Origin of the sequence: Pseudomonas sp. S30 (assembly GCF_016518545.1) — a bacterium.
GTDB lineage: Bacteria > Pseudomonadota > Gammaproteobacteria > Pseudomonadales > Pseudomonadaceae > Aquipseudomonas.
The window spans coordinates 57,044-71,471 of sequence record NZ_JACVTO010000007.1 but is presented as its reverse complement, the minus strand read 5'-3'; the positions used below and the strand labels follow the sequence as shown (position 1 = coordinate 71,471).

Annotated in this window: 13 protein-coding genes; 9 read left to right on the top strand and 4 right to left on the bottom strand. The window is 64.3% G+C overall.

The features are described 5' to 3' along the window. Positions 1-28 precede the first annotated feature (28 nt). Together rhlB and IAE34_RS10065 are read right to left on the bottom strand one after the other, a co-directional pair. Complete coding sequence (rhlB, locus tag IAE34_RS10070) at positions 29-1,483, bottom strand: ATP-dependent RNA helicase RhlB (protein WP_200138794.1); 1,455 nt, start codon at positions 1,481-1,483, stop codon at positions 29-31. Positions 1,484-1,585: 102 nt separating this feature from the next. Continuing rightward, positions 1,586-2,242, bottom strand: coding sequence for an alpha/beta hydrolase (locus tag IAE34_RS10065; protein ID WP_200138793.1), 657 nt, complete (start codon positions 2,240-2,242; stop codon positions 1,586-1,588). Positions 2,243-2,577: 335 nt separating this feature from the next. Between IAE34_RS10065 and IAE34_RS10060 the strand changes: the two genes are divergently transcribed. The 4 genes from IAE34_RS10060 to IAE34_RS10045 all read left to right on the top strand — a co-directional run bounded on the left by IAE34_RS10060 (position 2,578) and on the right by IAE34_RS10045 (position 6,735). Next, positions 2,578-3,606: an amino acid ABC transporter substrate-binding protein gene (locus tag IAE34_RS10060; RefSeq protein ID WP_200138792.1), complete on the top strand. Its 1,029-nt coding sequence runs from the start codon at positions 2,578-2,580 to the stop codon at positions 3,604-3,606. A gap of 67 nt (positions 3,607-3,673) precedes the next feature. Further along, on the top strand, positions 3,674-4,852 hold the full coding sequence (locus tag IAE34_RS10055; RefSeq protein WP_200138791.1) for an amino acid ABC transporter permease: 1,179 nt from the start codon (positions 3,674-3,676) through the stop codon (positions 4,850-4,852). A gap of 10 nt (positions 4,853-4,862) precedes the next feature. Beyond that, complete coding sequence (locus IAE34_RS10050) at positions 4,863-5,960, top strand: amino acid ABC transporter permease (RefSeq protein ID WP_200138790.1); 1,098 nt, start codon at positions 4,863-4,865, stop codon at positions 5,958-5,960. Positions 5,961-5,970: 10 nt separating this feature from the next. Continuing rightward, complete coding sequence (locus IAE34_RS10045; RefSeq protein WP_200138789.1) at positions 5,971-6,735, top strand: amino acid ABC transporter ATP-binding protein; 765 nt, start codon at positions 5,971-5,973, stop codon at positions 6,733-6,735. A 45-nt stretch (positions 6,736-6,780) separates the two neighbouring features. On the opposite strand, the gene algW is transcribed toward IAE34_RS10045, so the two are convergent. Next, positions 6,781-7,947, bottom strand: a complete 1,167-nt coding sequence (gene algW, locus IAE34_RS10040; RefSeq protein WP_200138788.1) for a Do family serine endopeptidase AlgW — start codon at positions 7,945-7,947, stop codon at positions 6,781-6,783. Positions 7,948-8,137: 190 nt separating this feature from the next. Here algW and IAE34_RS10035 point away from each other — a divergent pair, with 190 nt between their 5' ends. From IAE34_RS10035 to IAE34_RS10020, 4 genes are all read left to right on the top strand, one after another. Continuing rightward, positions 8,138-8,896: a Nif3-like dinuclear metal center hexameric protein gene (locus IAE34_RS10035; RefSeq protein WP_200138787.1), complete on the top strand. Its 759-nt coding sequence runs from the start codon at positions 8,138-8,140 to the stop codon at positions 8,894-8,896. 231 nt (positions 8,897-9,127) lie between these two features. Further along, positions 9,128-10,045, top strand: coding sequence for a sulfate adenylyltransferase subunit CysD (gene cysD, locus IAE34_RS10030; RefSeq protein WP_200138786.1), 918 nt, complete (start codon positions 9,128-9,130; stop codon positions 10,043-10,045). Between the two features lie 15 nt (positions 10,046-10,060). Next, positions 10,061-11,962 carry a sulfate adenylyltransferase subunit CysN gene (cysN, locus tag IAE34_RS10025; RefSeq protein ID WP_200138785.1) on the top strand — a complete coding sequence of 634 codons (1,902 nt, stop codon included), beginning with the start codon at positions 10,061-10,063 and terminating at the stop codon, positions 11,960-11,962. Positions 11,963-12,052: 90 nt separating this feature from the next. Continuing rightward, positions 12,053-12,538, top strand: a complete 486-nt coding sequence (locus tag IAE34_RS10020; RefSeq protein ID WP_200138784.1) for a hypothetical protein — start codon at positions 12,053-12,055, stop codon at positions 12,536-12,538. Between the two features lie 6 nt (positions 12,539-12,544). Here the strand turns inward: IAE34_RS10020 and IAE34_RS10015 are convergent, their stop codons facing one another. Continuing rightward, positions 12,545-13,024 carry an Lrp/AsnC family transcriptional regulator gene (locus IAE34_RS10015; RefSeq protein WP_200138945.1) on the bottom strand — a complete coding sequence of 160 codons (480 nt, stop codon included), beginning with the start codon at positions 13,022-13,024 and terminating at the stop codon, positions 12,545-12,547. A 127-nt stretch (positions 13,025-13,151) separates the two neighbouring features. On the opposite strand from IAE34_RS10015, the gene IAE34_RS10010 reads away from it, so the two are divergent. Beyond that, on the top strand, positions 13,152-14,348 hold the full coding sequence (locus tag IAE34_RS10010) for a methionine gamma-lyase (RefSeq protein ID WP_200138783.1): 1,197 nt from the start codon (positions 13,152-13,154) through the stop codon (positions 14,346-14,348). The last annotated feature ends 80 nt before the right edge of the window (positions 14,349-14,428 follow it).

Genomic DNA, 14,428 nt, shown 5'->3' with positions numbered 1-14,428 from the left:
GGCCGCTCGCTCGCCGAGCCTGCGGCCACTAGCCCTTGCGCGGCACCGCAGTGAGCAGCTCGTCCGGCGGCATCTCGCACTTGATCTTGCGCCCCAGCAATTGCTCGATCGCCGGCAGCTGGTAGGAGTCGTCCTCGCCAGCGAAGCTGATCGACACGCCGCTGGTGCCGGCCCGTCCGGTTCGACCGATGCGGTGCACGTAGTCGTCCGGATCTTCCGGCAGGGTGAAGTTGATCACGTGGCTGATGCCGTCGATATGGATCCCGCGCCCAGCCACGTCGGTGGCCACCAGCACGGTGATGCGGCCTTCGCGGAAGCTCTCCAGGGTACGGATGCGCTTGTGCTGCGGCACGTCGCCGGACAGCTGAGCCGCATTGATGCCATCGCGTACCAGCCTCTCCTCGATGCGCCGCACTTCGTCCTTGCGGTTGGCGAAGACCATCACCCGTTGCCACTGGTTCTGCGAAACCAGGTTGTACAGCAGCTTGTACTTGTCGCTGCCGGCCACGGCGTAGACATGCTGCTCGACGGTTTCGCTGGCGACGTTCTCCGGCTCGATCTCGACGATGGCCGGGTCCGTGGTCCACTGCTTGGCCAGGTTCATCACATCGTCGGTGAAGGTGGCGGAGAACAGCAGCGTCTGCCGCTCGCTCTTGGGCGGAGTCTGGCGGATGATCTGCCGAACCTGCGGGATGAAGCCCATGTCGAGCATGCGGTCGGCCTCGTCCAGCACCATCACTTCGACCATGTCCAGGTGGACCTCGCCGCGCTGCTGGAAGTCCAGCAGACGTCCCGGCGTGGCCACGAGGATGTCGCAGTAGCGTTTTTCCAGGGCCTTGAGCTGCTTGTCGTACTCCATGCCGCCCACGAAGCTCATCACGTTCAGCCCGCTGTAGCGGGTCAGGGCCTCGGCGTCCTTGGCGATCTGCACCACCAGCTCGCGGGTCGGTGCGATGATCAGCGCCCGTGGCTCGCCCATGTAGCGCTCCCTGGGCGGTGGCGTCTGCTGCAATTGCGCGATGATCGAGATCAGGAACGCGGCGGTCTTGCCGGTACCGGTCTGCGCCCGGCCGATCGCGTCCTGGCCACGCAGGGTATGGCCCAGCACCTGCGCCTGGATAGGCGTGCAGTAGGGAAAGCCGAGGTCATGAATGGCGTGCATCAGCTCGCTGGAGAGCTTGAAGTCGTGAAAGCGAGTCTTGCCCTCCTGCGGGGGGACCACGAAGTCTTCGAGCTTCCACAGGCTGGCCTGAGGCTTGGGTTTGCGCTCGCGGCGAGGTTTTTCCCGGGGCGCTTGAGTCACGCTGGCCGCAGGCTGGGGCGCTGGCTGCGCGACGGCAGCAGGTGCGGTGGTGCGCTCGACCAGCTTCGAAGCGCGCAGGGCGGCCGCTGGCGGGGCAGGGGCGATCACGGGGGCAGCGGGCGCGACGGTCTGTGGGGCGACGTCTGCCTTGCCGAATAGTTTCTTGAGTGCCTTGAGCACGGTCGTCTCGTCAACTGATTGAGGAATGTACGCCGGGCAGTGTAATGCAAGAACCAGGCTCGGCGTAGTTCAATGCGCCTGGGGCTACAGGCGCGTGGGAAATCACTGCAGGCGCTGGGCCAGCCAGTCGTGGATGTCGCTCAGTTCCTCCACCATCACCTCATGCTCCATGGGGTACTCCTGCCAGCGCGCCGCCACCCCCCAGGTGTCCAGGTACTCGAATGCGGTGCGGCCCATCGAAGGAATCACCACTGGATCGTGTATCCCGTGCAGGCAGAGCGCCGGGGTGCGCTGCTGGCCGGCACTCAGCTGATGCCCGTCGGCGAAGGTCGGTGCATAGGTGGACAAGGCGATGACGCCGCCCAGGGCCTGTTGCCATGTCAGGTAAGCCGTGTGCAGGACCACCGCGCCACCCTGGGAGAAGCCGGCCAGGACGATGCGCGTCGGGTCGATGCCCTTGGCCTGCTCGGCCTCGATCAGTTCCACCACCTGGGCCGCCGAGTCCTGCAACTGCACTTCGTCGATGGCCCTGGCCGGGCTCATGGCCTTGATGTCGTACCAGCTGGGCATGGCGTAGCCGCCATTGATGGTCACTGGCCGAGTCGGGGCCTGGGGCATGATGAAGCGCGTGCTGTGCAGACGCTCCTGGAGAAATTCGGCCACGGGCAAGAAGTCGTAACGGTCGGCGCCCAGGCCGTGCAACCAGATCACGCAGGCATCGGCGGTGTTCTTGGGTTCGAGAATCAACGGTTGGGTCATGGCTGCTCCGAAAGAGTGCGTGGAATGAAAATGAGTGCATGAAAAGGCGGCAGCGTCGGCGGCTGCTGTAACGACATGTCGCAACCCTGCAACTTTACCCTCTTGACGCCTACTGAAACGCCCTTGGCGAGCACTGTGGTACGGCCCTTGCTATGTCGATGTCGCTGCAAAGGACGAAATCGGACCGGTATCACCGTCCACTTGCAGGGAAGGCTGTCACAGAACGGCCCATTGCGCCAATTGACCCGAATAACACGCCAACCAGGGTCGGATGCGCCTCATGAGGGCGCGGTGCAATTCCGGCTCGATACAACAAGAGCATTTGGAGGTTGTTGATGAAGATGTTGAAAACCACGCTGGCTGTCCTGACCGCCGCCGCCGCCCTGGGTGCCGTGAGCACCGCGCAGGCCGGAGCCACGCTCGATGCGGTGAAGAAGAAGGGCTTCGTGCAGTGTGGCGTGAGCGATGGCCTCCCTGGTTTTTCCGTACCTGACGCTCAGGGCAAGATCATCGGCATCGACGCCGATGTCTGCCGCGCCGTGGCAGCGGCCGTGTTCGGCGATGCCGGCAAGGTCAAGTTCAGTCAGCTCAACGCCAAGGAACGTTTCACCGCCCTGCAGTCGGGCGAGGTCGACGTACTGTCGCGCAACACCACCTGGACCAGCTCGCGCGATGCCGGCATGGGCCTGGTGTTCACCGGCGTCACCTATTACGACGGCATCGGTTTCCTGGTCAACAACAAGCTGGGCGTCAAGAGCGCCAAGGAGCTGGACGGCGCGACCATCTGCATCCAGGCCGGCACCACCACCGAGCTCAACGTCTCCGACTATTTCCGCGCCAACGGTCTGAAATACACCCCCATCACCTTCGACACCTCCGATGAAAGCGCCAAGTCGCTCGAATCCGGGCGCTGCGACGTGTTGACCTCGGACAAGTCGCAGCTCTACGCACAGCGCTCCAAGCTGGCGTCGCCTGACGACTACGTGGTTCTGCCGGAAACCATCTCCAAGGAGCCGTTGGGTCCGGTGGTGCGCAAGGGCGACGAAGACTGGTTCAGCATCGTGCGCTGGACCCTGTTCGCCATGCTCAACGCCGAGGAGGCCGGTATCAGCTCCAAGAATGTCGAGGCCGAGGCCAAGTCCACCAAGAACCCAGACGTCGCCCGCATGCTCGGCGCCGACGGCGAGTACGGCAAGGACCTGAAGCTGCCCAAGGACTGGGTGGTGCAGATCGTCAAGCAGGTGGGCAACTACGGCGAAGTGTTCGAGAAGAACCTGGGCAAGAGCACCCCGCTGCAGATCGACCGCGGCCTGAACGCGCTGTGGAACAACGGCGGAATCCAGTACGCACCGCCGGTGCGCTGATCCCTGCCGCCTGCGGCGCCATCGGTGGCGTCGCAGGGCGTTCCAACCCTTGTTTTCGGGGCACTACATGAACGATCCAATCGACGCACGCCAGGGGTTGTCCCTGAGCGATCCGCGCGTGCGTGCGTGGCTGTTCCAGGGCATCACGGTCGTGGCCGTGATCGCGCTGGGCTGGTTTCTCATCCATAACACCCAGGCCAACATGCAGCACCGGGGCATCACCTCGGGCTTCGACTTTCTCGAGCGCAGCGCCGGCTTCGGCATCGCCCAGCACCTGATCGACTACAGCGAGACCGACACCTATGCCCGCGTGCTGCTGGTCGGCCTGCTCAACACCCTGCTGGCCAGCGTCATCGGGATCGTCCTGGCGACGATCCTGGGCTTCGTCATCGGTGTTGCCCGGCTGTCATCCAACTGGATGATCGGCAAGCTCGCAGCGGTGTATGTCGAGATCTTCCGCAACATCCCGCCGCTGCTGCAGATCCTCTTCTGGTATTTCGCCGTCTTCACTGCATTGCCAGGGCCGCGCGGCAGCATCAACATCGACGACCTGTTGTTCATCAGTAGCCGCGGCGTGAACATGCCCGGTGCGTCGATGGCCGGGGGCTTCTGGCCCTTCGTCGCTGCCCTGCTGCTCGCGCTGCTGGCCATCGTCGCGATGGTCCGCCTGGCCAACCGACGTTTCGACGAGACCGGCCAGCCCTTCCACACGTTCTGGGTCGGCCTGCTGCTGCTCATCGGTATTCCCGGCCTGAGCGTGCTGCTGTTCGGCAGCCCCGTTCAGTGGGAGGTGCCGCAGCTCAAGGGCTTCAACTTCACCGGCGGCTGGGTGCTGATTCCCGAGTTCCTCGCCCTGACCCTGGCGCTGTCGATCTACACCGCCGCCTTCATCGCCGAGATCGTGCGCGCCGGTATCCGCTCGGTCAGCCATGGACAGACCGAGGCCGCCCGCTCGCTGGGGCTTCGCGAAGGACCGACCCTGCGCAAAGTGATCATCCCCCAGGCGATGCGGGTGATCATTCCGCCCTTGACCAGCCAATACCTCAACCTGATCAAGAACTCGTCGCTGGCCGCGGTGATCGGCTATCCCGAGCTGGTCTCGCTGTTCGCCGGCACCGTGTTGAACCAGACCGGCCAGTCGGTGGAGGTCATGGCCATCACCATGGGCGTGTACCTGACGATCAGCATCGCCATCTCCGTGCTGATGAATCTCTACAACAAGCGCATCGCGCTGATCGAACGTTGAGGAGCGGCGCATGACGACCCATGTGTTCAAACCCGATATGCCGCCGCCGATCAAGAGCGTCGGCGTGCTGGCCTGGTTGCGTGCCAACCTGTTCTCCAGCTGGATCAACACCCTGCTGACACTGTTCGCGCTGTACCTGATCTGGCTGATCGTGCCGCCGCTGGTGCAGTGGGCGCTGCTGCAAGCCAACTGGGCAGGCACCACCCGCGCCGATTGTACCGCCCAAGGCGCCTGCTGGGTGTTCGTCCAGCAGCGCTTCGGCCAGTTCATGTATGGCTACTATCCCGTCGAGCTGCGCTGGCGGGTGGACCTGACCGTCTGGTTGGGCGTGATCGGCGCCGCGCCGCTGTTCATTCGCCGCGTCCCGCGCAAGGTGCCCTACGGCATCGGCTACCTGGTGCTGTACCCGGTACTGGCCTACCTGCTGCTGCACGGCGGCAGCTTCGGCCTGGCCGTGGTGCCCACCCAGCAGTGGGGCGGGCTGATGCTGACCCTGGTGATCGCCACGGTGGGCATCGCGGCGGCCCTGCCGCTGGGCATCCTGCTGGCTCTGGGCCGGCGTTCCAACTTGCCGGTGGTCAAGGCGGTCTCGGTGACCTTCATCGAGTTCTGGCGCGGTATCCCGCTGATCACCGTGCTGTTCATGTCCTCGGTGATGCTGCCGTTGTTCATGCCCGAAGGCACCAGCTTCGACAAGCTGCTGCGGGCGATGATCTTCGTCATCCTGTTCGAATCGGCCTATGTCGCCGAAGTGGTGCGCGGCGGTCTGCAGGCCATTCCCAAGGGCCAATACGAGGCGGCCTCGGCCATGGGCCTGGGCTACTGGCGCGCGATGGGGCTGGTGATTCTGCCCCAGGCCCTGAAGCTGGTGATTCCCGGCATCGTCAACACCTTCATCGCGCTGTTCAAGGACACCAGCCTGGTCATCATCATCGGCCTGTTCGACCTGCTCAACAGCACCCGCCAGGCCACCGCAGACCCTGCCTGGCTGGGCATGGCCACCGAGGGCTACGTGTTCGCCGCCCTGGTCTACTGGATTTTCTGTTTCGCCATGTCGCGTTACTCCATGCACCTGGAGCGCACGCTGGACACCGGCCACAAGCGTTAGGAGTTTCGAGATGAGTGAAGCGATCAAGCAAGGCCTCGGCACCGAGGGCATCATCCAGATGCAGGGCGTGAACAAGTGGTACGGGCAGTTCCACGTGCTCAAGGACATCAACCTGAACGTGCGCCAGGGCGAACGCATCGTGCTGTGCGGGCCGTCCGGTTCCGGCAAGTCCACCACCATCCGCTGCCTGAACCGTCTGGAAGAGCATCAGCAGGGGCGCATCGTGGTCGATGGCGTGGAGCTGACCAACGACCTCAAGCAGATCGAAGCGATCCGCCGCGAGGTGGGCATGGTGTTCCAGCACTTCAACCTGTTCCCGCACCTGAGCATCCTGGAGAACTGCACCCTGGCGCCGATGTGGGTACGCAAGCTGCCGCGGCGCAAGGCCGAGGAAATCGCCATGCATTACCTGGAGCGGGTGCGCATTCCCGAACAGGCGCACAAGTTCCCGGGCCAGCTGTCCGGCGGCCAGCAGCAGCGGGTGGCGATCGCCCGCGCGCTGTGCATGAAGCCCAAGATCATGCTGTTCGACGAGCCCACCTCGGCGCTGGACCCGGAAATGGTCAAGGAAGTGCTCGACACCATGGTCGGCCTGGCCGAGGACGGCATGACCATGCTCTGCGTGACCCACGAGATGGGCTTCGCCCGTACCGTGGCCAACCGGGTGATCTTCATGGACAAGGGCGAGATCGTCGAGCAGGCTGCGCCGGACGACTTCTTCGACCGTCCGCGCAGCGACCGCACCCGCCTGTTCCTGAGCCAGATCCTGCACTGACGCCCCCGGCTGCGCCGCAGGTACCGCCCGGTGCCTGTGGTGGCGCTACTTCTCTTCCTGCTTGCTGGGCTGGGCAGGGGCCGGCGGCGGGCGCAGGCCCACCTCGGCGATCAGCTTGAGCTGCTTGCCGTTGCGCATCACTTCGATGCTGATCTTCTCGCTCGGCTTGATCCGCGCCACCTGATTCATCGACTTGCGACCATCGCCGGCCGGCTCGCCGTTGATGCTCAGGATCACGTCACCCAGTTGCAGGCCGGCGCGCTGGGCCGGACCATCGCGGAAGATGCCCGCGACGACGATGCCCGGGCGGCCCTTCATGCCGAACGACTCGGCCAGGTCCGGCGACAGCGGCTGCACCTCGATGCCCAACCACCCCCGAATGACCTGGCCGTGCTCGACGATCGACTTCATCACTTCCAGCGCCAGCTTGGCCGGGATGGCGAAGCCGATGCCCTGCGAGCCGCCGGACTTGGAGAAGATCGCGGTATTGATGCCGATCAGGTTGCCATTGGCATCCACCAGGGCGCCCCCGGAGTTGCCCGGGTTGATGGCCGCGTCGGTCTGGATGAAGTCTTCGTAGTTGTTCAGCCCCAGCTGGTTGCGGCCGGTGGCGCTGACGATGCCCATGGTCACGGTCTGGCCGACGCCGAAGGGGTTGCCGATGGCCAGGCAGACGTCGCCGATGTGCACGTTGTCAGAGCGACCAATGGTGATGGCTGGCAGGTTCTTCAGGTCGATCTTCAGCACCGCCAGGTCGGTTTCCGGATCGCTGCCGATCACCCGCGCCAACGTCTCGCGACCATCCTTGAGCGCCACTACGATCTCGTCGGCGCCGCTGGTCACATGGTTGTTGGTCAGCAGGTAGCCTTCGCGGCTCATGATCACCGCCGAGCCCAGGCTCGATTCCCAGCGCCGCTGCTTGGGCAGGTTGTCGCCGAAGAAGCGGCGGAACTGCGGGTCTTCGAACAGCGGGTGGGCGCTCTTGCTGACGGCTTTGGTGGTGTACAGGTTGGCCACCGCCGGCGCGGCGAGGGTCACCGCATCGGCATAGCTGACCGGCCCCTGCATGATCCGTGTGGTCTGCGGAGCCTGTTGCAGATTGACGTCCTGGCTCGGCAGACCGACCCATTCAGGGAAGCGCTGTATGATCAGCGCGGCGATCAGCACGCCGGTCAGCAGGGGCCAGCCAAAGTAACGCAGAGCCTTGAACATCTGAATAAATCCTGGGGTAGGGCGGGGGCCGTGGGGTGCAGCGCGAGCGCGCGCGATGATACACCCGAACCTGCGCAGCAGGCGATGCCGACGCGGGCAGGTTTCCCCGAGCCCGACGGCGACCCATAATAGCGCGCAGTATACGAGGCCTTGCCTCGCTTGATGAAACGAATCACGAGGAGTTCTGCCCATGGCTGTCGCCCTGAGCACCCTGGTCGAGGAAGCCGAGCGCTACCTGGCCAGCGCCAAGATCCAGGATTACTGCCCCAACGGCCTGCAAGTCGAAGGACGTCCACAGGTGCGGCGCATCGTCAGCGGCGTCACCGCCAGCCAGGCGCTGCTGGACGCGGCGGTCGAGGCCGAGGCCGACCTGGTGCTGGTGCACCACGGCTACTTCTGGAAAGGTGAAAACCCCTGCATCACCGGCATTCGCCAGCGCCGAATCAAGACCCTGCTCAAGCACGACATCAGCCTGCTGGCCTTCCATCTGCCGCTGGACGTGCACCCCGAGGTCGGCAACAACGTGCAGTTGGCCCGCCAGCTCGACATCACCGTCGAAGGCCCGCTGGACCCGCACAACCCCAAGGTGATCGGCCTGCTCGGCTCGCTGGCCGAGCCCATGACCGCCGGCGATGTCGCCCGCCGTGTGCACGAAGCGCTGGGGCGCGAGCCCCTGCTGGTCGAAGGGCCGGGCATGGTCCGTCGCGTGGGCTGGTGCACCGGGGGAGGCCAGGGCTACATCGACGCGGCCATCGCCGCCGGGGTCGACCTGTTCATCAGCGGCGAAGCCTCGGAACAGACCTTCCACAGTGCGCAGGAAAACGGCGTGAGCTTCATCGCCGCGGGCCACCACGCGACCGAGCGCTATGGCGTGCAGGCCTTGGGCGATTACCTGGCCAGGCGTTTCGCCCTGGAGCATCTGTTCATCGATTGCCCGAATCCGATCTAGCTGGCCTCCCGACCCGGCGCTGTCACCGCAGGACCACACCTCGCCGCGCAGCGGTCCGGCCCCTGCGGTCGCACACCTGTTGCCTGGCGCGGTCCGATGCCAAACCGGCAGTCATATCATTAGATTCTTTCGATCTAGCGCCACGCCTGGATAGAAGAAGGCCCTGTGATAGAGTGCCTGGCTCGAACACGGCCCGCTGGCCGTCCATAAGATCGTTTTACGTGAGTAGCCATGGTCGACAAACTGACGCACTTGAAACAGCTGGAGGCCGAGAGCATCCACATCATCCGCGAGGTGGCCGCCGAGTTCGACAATCCGGTGATGCTGTACTCGATCGGCAAGGACTCCGCCGTGATGCTGCACCTGGCGCGCAAGGCCTTCTTCCCGGGCAAGTTGCCGTTTCCCGTGATGCACGTCGACACCCGCTGGAAATTCCAGGAAATGTACCGCTTCCGCGACAAGATGGTCGAGGAAATGGGCCTGGAGCTGATCACCCACGTCAACCCCGAGGGTGTGGCGCAGGGCATCAACCCCTTCACCCATGGCAGTGCCAAGCACACCGACATCATGAAGACCCAGGGCCTGAAACAGGCGCTGGACAAGCACGGCTTCGACGCCGCTTTCGGCGGTGCGCGCCGCGACGAAGAGAAGTCGCGGGCCAAGGAGCGCGTGTACTCGTTCCGTGACAGCAAGCACCGCTGGGACCCGAAGAACCAGCGCCCCGAGCTGTGGAACGTCTACAACGGCAAGGTCAACAAGGGCGAGTCGATCCGCGTGTTCCCGCTGTCGAACTGGACCGAGCTGGACATCTGGCAATACATCTACCTCGAAGGCATCCCGATCGTGCCGCTGTACTTCGCCGCCGAGCGCGAGGTCATCGAGAAGAATGGCACCCTGATCATGATCGACGACGAGCGCATCCTCGAGCACCTGAGCGACGAGGAGAAGGCGCGCATCGTCAAGAAGAAGGTACGTTTCCGTACCCTGGGCTGCTACCCGTTGACGGGCGCTGTCGAGTCCGAAGCCGAAACGCTGACCGACATCATTCAGGAAATGCTGCTGACGCGTACTTCCGAGCGTCAGGGCCGGGTCATCGACCACGATGGCGCCGGCTCCATGGAAGACAAGAAACGTCAGGGCTACTTCTAACTTCAGGGTCACCTCATGTCGCACCAATCCGATTTGATCAGCGAAGACATCCTCGCTTATCTGGCTCAGCACGAGCGTAAAGAACTGCTGCGTTTCCTCACCTGCGGCAACGTGGATGACGGCAAGAGCACCCTGATCGGGCGCCTGCTGCACGACTCCAAGATGATCTACGAGGACCACCTCGAGGCCATCACCCGTGATTCGAAGAAATCTGGCACCACCGGTGAGGAAGTGGACCTGGCGCTGCTGGTCGACGGCCTGCAGGCCGAGCGCGAGCAGGGCATCACCATCGATGTCGCCTACCGCTACTTCTCCACCGCCAAGCGCAAGTTCATCATCGCCGATACGCCGGGCCACGAGCAGTACACCCGCAACATGGCCACCGGTGCCTCCACCTGCGACCTGGCGATCATCCTGGTCGACGCCCGTTACGGCGTGCAGACCCAGACTCGCCGGCACAGCTACATCGCCTCCCTGCTGGGCATCAAGCACATCGTGGTGGCGGTCAACAAGATGGACCTCAAGGGCTTCGACGAAGCGGTCTTCGAGTCCATCAAGGCCGACTACCTGACGTTCGCCGAGGCCATCGACCTGACCCCGAGCAGCCTGCACTTCGTGCCGATGTCCGCGCTCAAGGGCGACAACGTGGTCAACCACAGCGAGCAGTCGCCGTGGTACACCGGCCCGACGCTGATGGAAATCCTGGAAACCGTCGAGGTGGCGGCCGACCGCAACTTCACCGACCTGCGCTTCCCGGTGCAGTACGTCAACCGCCCCAACCTCAACTTCCGCGGCTTCGCCGGTACGCTGGCCAGTGGCGTGGTGCACAAGGGCGACGAAGTGGTCGTGCTGCCTTCGGGCAAGAGCAGCCGGGTGAAATCCATCGTCACCTACGAGGGCGAACTGGAGAGCGCAGGCCCGGGCCAGGCGGTGACCCTGACCATGGAAGACGAGATCGACATCTCCCGTGGCGACCTGCTGGTGCATGCCGACAACGTGCCGCAAGTGACCGATCAGTTCGACGCCATGCTGGTATGGATGGCCGAAGAGCCCATGCTGCCGGGCAAGAAGTACGACATCAAGCGCGCCACCAGCTACGTGCCGGGCTCGATCGCCAGCATCACCCACAAGGTCGATGTGAACACGCTCGAGAAAGGTGCCGCCAGCGCCTTGCAACTGAACGAGATCGGCCGCGTCAAGGTGGCCTTGGACAGTGCCATCGCGCTGGATGGTTACGAAAGCAACCGCACCACGGGGGCGTTCATCGTCATCGACCGCCTCACCAACGGCACCGTCGGGGCCGGCATGATCATCGCCCAGCCTGTACCGTCCCACGGCGGTGCCGGGCAGCATGGCAAGCTGGCGCACGTCTCGACCGAAGAGCGTGCCCTGCGCTTCGGCCAGCAGCCTGCTACCGTGCTGTTCAGCGGCTTGTCCGGAGCCGGCAAGAGCACCTTGGCCTATGCCGTGGAGCGCAAGCTGTTCGACATGGGGCGGGCAGTCTACGTGCTCGACGGCCAGAATCTGCGTCATGACCTCAACAAGGGCCTGCCCCAGGATCGTGCCGGACGTACCGAGAACTGGCGCCGAGCCGCCCACGTGGCGCGCCAGTTCAACGAAGCGGGCCTGCTGACCCTGGCCGCCTTCGTGGCCCCGGATGCCGAAGGCCGCGAACAGGCCAAGGCCCTGATCGGCAAGGACCGGCTGGTGACCGTCTACGTGCAGGCCTCGCCGCTGGTCTGCCGTGAACGCGATCCGCAAGGGCTGTACGCCGCGGGTGGCGACAACATCCCTGGCGAAAGCTTCCCGTTCGACGTACCGCTGGATGCCGACCTGGTGATCGATACCCAGGCCGTCAGCGTCGACGAGGGCGTCAAGCAGGTGCTGGACGTGCTGCGTCGGCGTGGTGCGATCTGATCGGCGCGCGGGAGTGCAGGCCCCTGCCCAGGTGGGGGCCAACTCCCGCTATCGGAGGGGGCTGCACAGCATGCACACAGAGGCGGCCCCATGAAGTTGCGCCCTGAGTTACTGCCGCCCGAGCTCGACCCGCAACGGGTCGAGCACCTCACCGCCCTGGTGTCGTCCATCGACGGCGGAGACCGGCGCGAAGTGGCACCGTTGCTGGACGAATTCAATCACCTGGCATCGACGGCTTTCGAATTTCACCAGTTGCAGGGGATCCTGGGAAGCCAGGACCACGACACGTGGGTGCGCGTAGTGCTGGCCTCGCCCGCTGTGCAACTGCTGCCTGACATCACCGAGCCCGAGCTGGTCGAACTGGCGAGGCGGGTGATGAACGCTGAAGGCAGCGAGCACGCGATCCAGTTCTGGCTGGAGCTGCTCGAGCGCAACCTCCCGGGCTGCAAGATCTCGGACCTGATCTTCTGGCCGGATGCCTATTGTTCAGGGGGGTACGCTAACGACGACCTCACCCCCGAGCAGATCATTTGCCTCGCGCTTGATGACTCGGGCAGGCGTCTGGTCGGTCGTTGACCAGGCTCAAGGGGGCCGACTCGGCACGGGAACCACGCGCCGTTCCTTGACCACCTTGTACGAAAAGCTCGAATAGATTTCCTTCACGCCGGGTAGACGCTGCAACACTTCACGAGCGAACTCGCCGAATGACTCCAGATCCTGCGCCAGCACCTCCAGCAGAAAATCATAACGTCCGGACACATGGTGGCAACTGACGATTTCTGGAATTTCCAGCAGCTTCTGCTCGAACGCCTGAGCCGCCTCCTTGCCGTGGGAATCCATCATGATGCTGACGAAGGCCGTCACGCCGAAACCCAGGGACTTCGCTGAAAGAGTGGCCTGGTAGCCCGTGATATAGCCGCTTTCCTCGAGCAACTTGATCCGTCGCCAGCAAGGCGAGGTGCTCAGCGCGACCTTGTCGGCGAGTTCGGCCACCGTCAGTCGAGCATTGTCCTGCAGGGCAGTGAGCAGGGCGCGATCGGTTCGATCCAGCGCAGAGGGCATGTCTTGCCCTGTCAGTCGTCTGTTGAGCTTTTTCATGCCAGCAAATCCCGGGAAGGCGGGGCGATTTTGGAACGTCTTTGCGGTCGGTGAGGCATAAGCTTAGATCAAATAACAACGAGGCCATGCCATGCGCACTGTCCGCGGCAAGCCGGGGTTCGCCACCCGGGCCATCCATGAAGGCTACGATCCCCTGTCCCACGGTGGCGCGCTGGTGCCCCCGGTCTACCAGACCGCCACCTACGCCTTCGAGAGCGTCGAATACGGCGCGGCCTGTTTTGCCGGTGAGCAGGCCGGGCACTTCTACAGCCGCATCTCCAACCCCACCCTGAACCTGCTCGAGCAGCGCATGGCGTCGCTGGAAGGCGGCGAGGCGGGGCTGGCGCTGGCGTCCGGCATGGGCGCCATCACCTCGACGCTGTGGACGTTGCTGCGTCCAGGCGACGAGCTGATCGTGGGCGATACCTTGTATGGCTGTACCTTCGCCTTCCTGCACCATGGCATCGGCGAGTTCGGCGTGAAAATCAGGCATGTAGACCTGAACGACCTGTGCGCACTGGAAGCGGCCATCACCACCCAGACGCGCATGGTGTATTTCGAAACCCCCGCCAACCCCAACATGCACCTGGTCGACATCGCTGCCGTGGTGGCCGTGGCGCACCGCCACGATCTGCTGGTGGTCATCGACAACACCTATTGCACGCCGTACCTGCAACGTCCGCTGGAGCTGGGCGCGGACCTGGTGGTGCATTCGGCCACCAAATACCTCAGCGGCCACGGTGACCTCACCGCCGGCCTGGTGGTGGGGCGTAGCGAGCTGATCCAGCGCATTCGCCTGGAAGGCCTCAAGGACATGACCGGTGCGGTGCTCTCGGCCCAGGATGCAGCATTGCTGATGCGCGGCATCAAGACCCTGGCGCTGCGCATGGAGCGGCATTGCAGCAACGCGCTGCGGGTCGCGCAGTTCCTCGAGCGCCAGGCTCAGGTCGAAGTCATTCGTTATCCTGGCCTGCCGAGCTTTGCCCAGTTCGGCCTGGCCCAGCGGCAGATGCGCCTGCCGGGCGGCATGATCGCGTTCGAGCTCAAGGGCGGCGAACAGGCCGGTAGGCGCTTCATGAACGCCCTGAAATTGTTCGGTCGCGCGGTGAGCCTGGGTGATGCCGAGTCGCTGGCCCAGCACCCGGCCAGCATGACCCACTCCAGCTACACCGCGCAGGAGCGCGCCCGCCACGGCATCGCGGAGGGGCTGGTGAGGTTGTCGGTGGGGCTGGAGGACATCGACGATCTGCTCGCCGATCTGGAGCAGGCGCTGGCAGCGTGTGACTGACGACCGGGCAACGGCGACAGCCGCGACAAGGCTCGAACGTCGGGCGAAAAAAAGGGGCCGCACGCTGGGCCCCTTGGTCT

Bases quoted from the DNA above. Each gene is read 5' to 3' on its own strand.
- IAE34_RS10065 (WP_200138793.1), bottom strand. From the start codon at position 2,242: ATGACCCAACCGTTGATTCTCGAACCCAAGAACACCGCCGATGCCTGC.
- cysN (WP_200138785.1), top strand. From the start codon at position 10,061: ATGTCGCACCAATCCGATTTGATCAGCGAAGACATCCTCGCTTATCTG.
- cysD (WP_200138786.1), top strand. From the start codon at position 9,128: ATGGTCGACAAACTGACGCACTTGAAACAGCTGGAGGCCGAGAGCATC.
- IAE34_RS10045 (WP_200138789.1), top strand. From the start codon at position 5,971: ATGAGTGAAGCGATCAAGCAAGGCCTCGGCACCGAGGGCATCATCCAG.
- IAE34_RS10055 (WP_200138791.1), top strand. From the start codon at position 3,674: ATGAACGATCCAATCGACGCACGCCAGGGGTTGTCCCTGAGCGATCCG.
- IAE34_RS10015 (WP_200138945.1), bottom strand. From the start codon at position 13,024: ATGCCCTCTGCGCTGGATCGAACCGATCGCGCCCTGCTCACTGCCCTG.
- IAE34_RS10050 (WP_200138790.1), top strand. From the start codon at position 4,863: ATGACGACCCATGTGTTCAAACCCGATATGCCGCCGCCGATCAAGAGC.
- algW (WP_200138788.1), bottom strand. From the start codon at position 7,947: ATGTTCAAGGCTCTGCGTTACTTTGGCTGGCCCCTGCTGACCGGCGTG.
- IAE34_RS10035 (WP_200138787.1), top strand. From the start codon at position 8,138: ATGGCTGTCGCCCTGAGCACCCTGGTCGAGGAAGCCGAGCGCTACCTG.
- IAE34_RS10060 (WP_200138792.1), top strand. From the start codon at position 2,578: ATGAAGATGTTGAAAACCACGCTGGCTGTCCTGACCGCCGCCGCCGCC.
- IAE34_RS10010 (WP_200138783.1), top strand. From the start codon at position 13,152: ATGCGCACTGTCCGCGGCAAGCCGGGGTTCGCCACCCGGGCCATCCAT.
- IAE34_RS10020 (WP_200138784.1), top strand. From the start codon at position 12,053: ATGAAGTTGCGCCCTGAGTTACTGCCGCCCGAGCTCGACCCGCAACGG.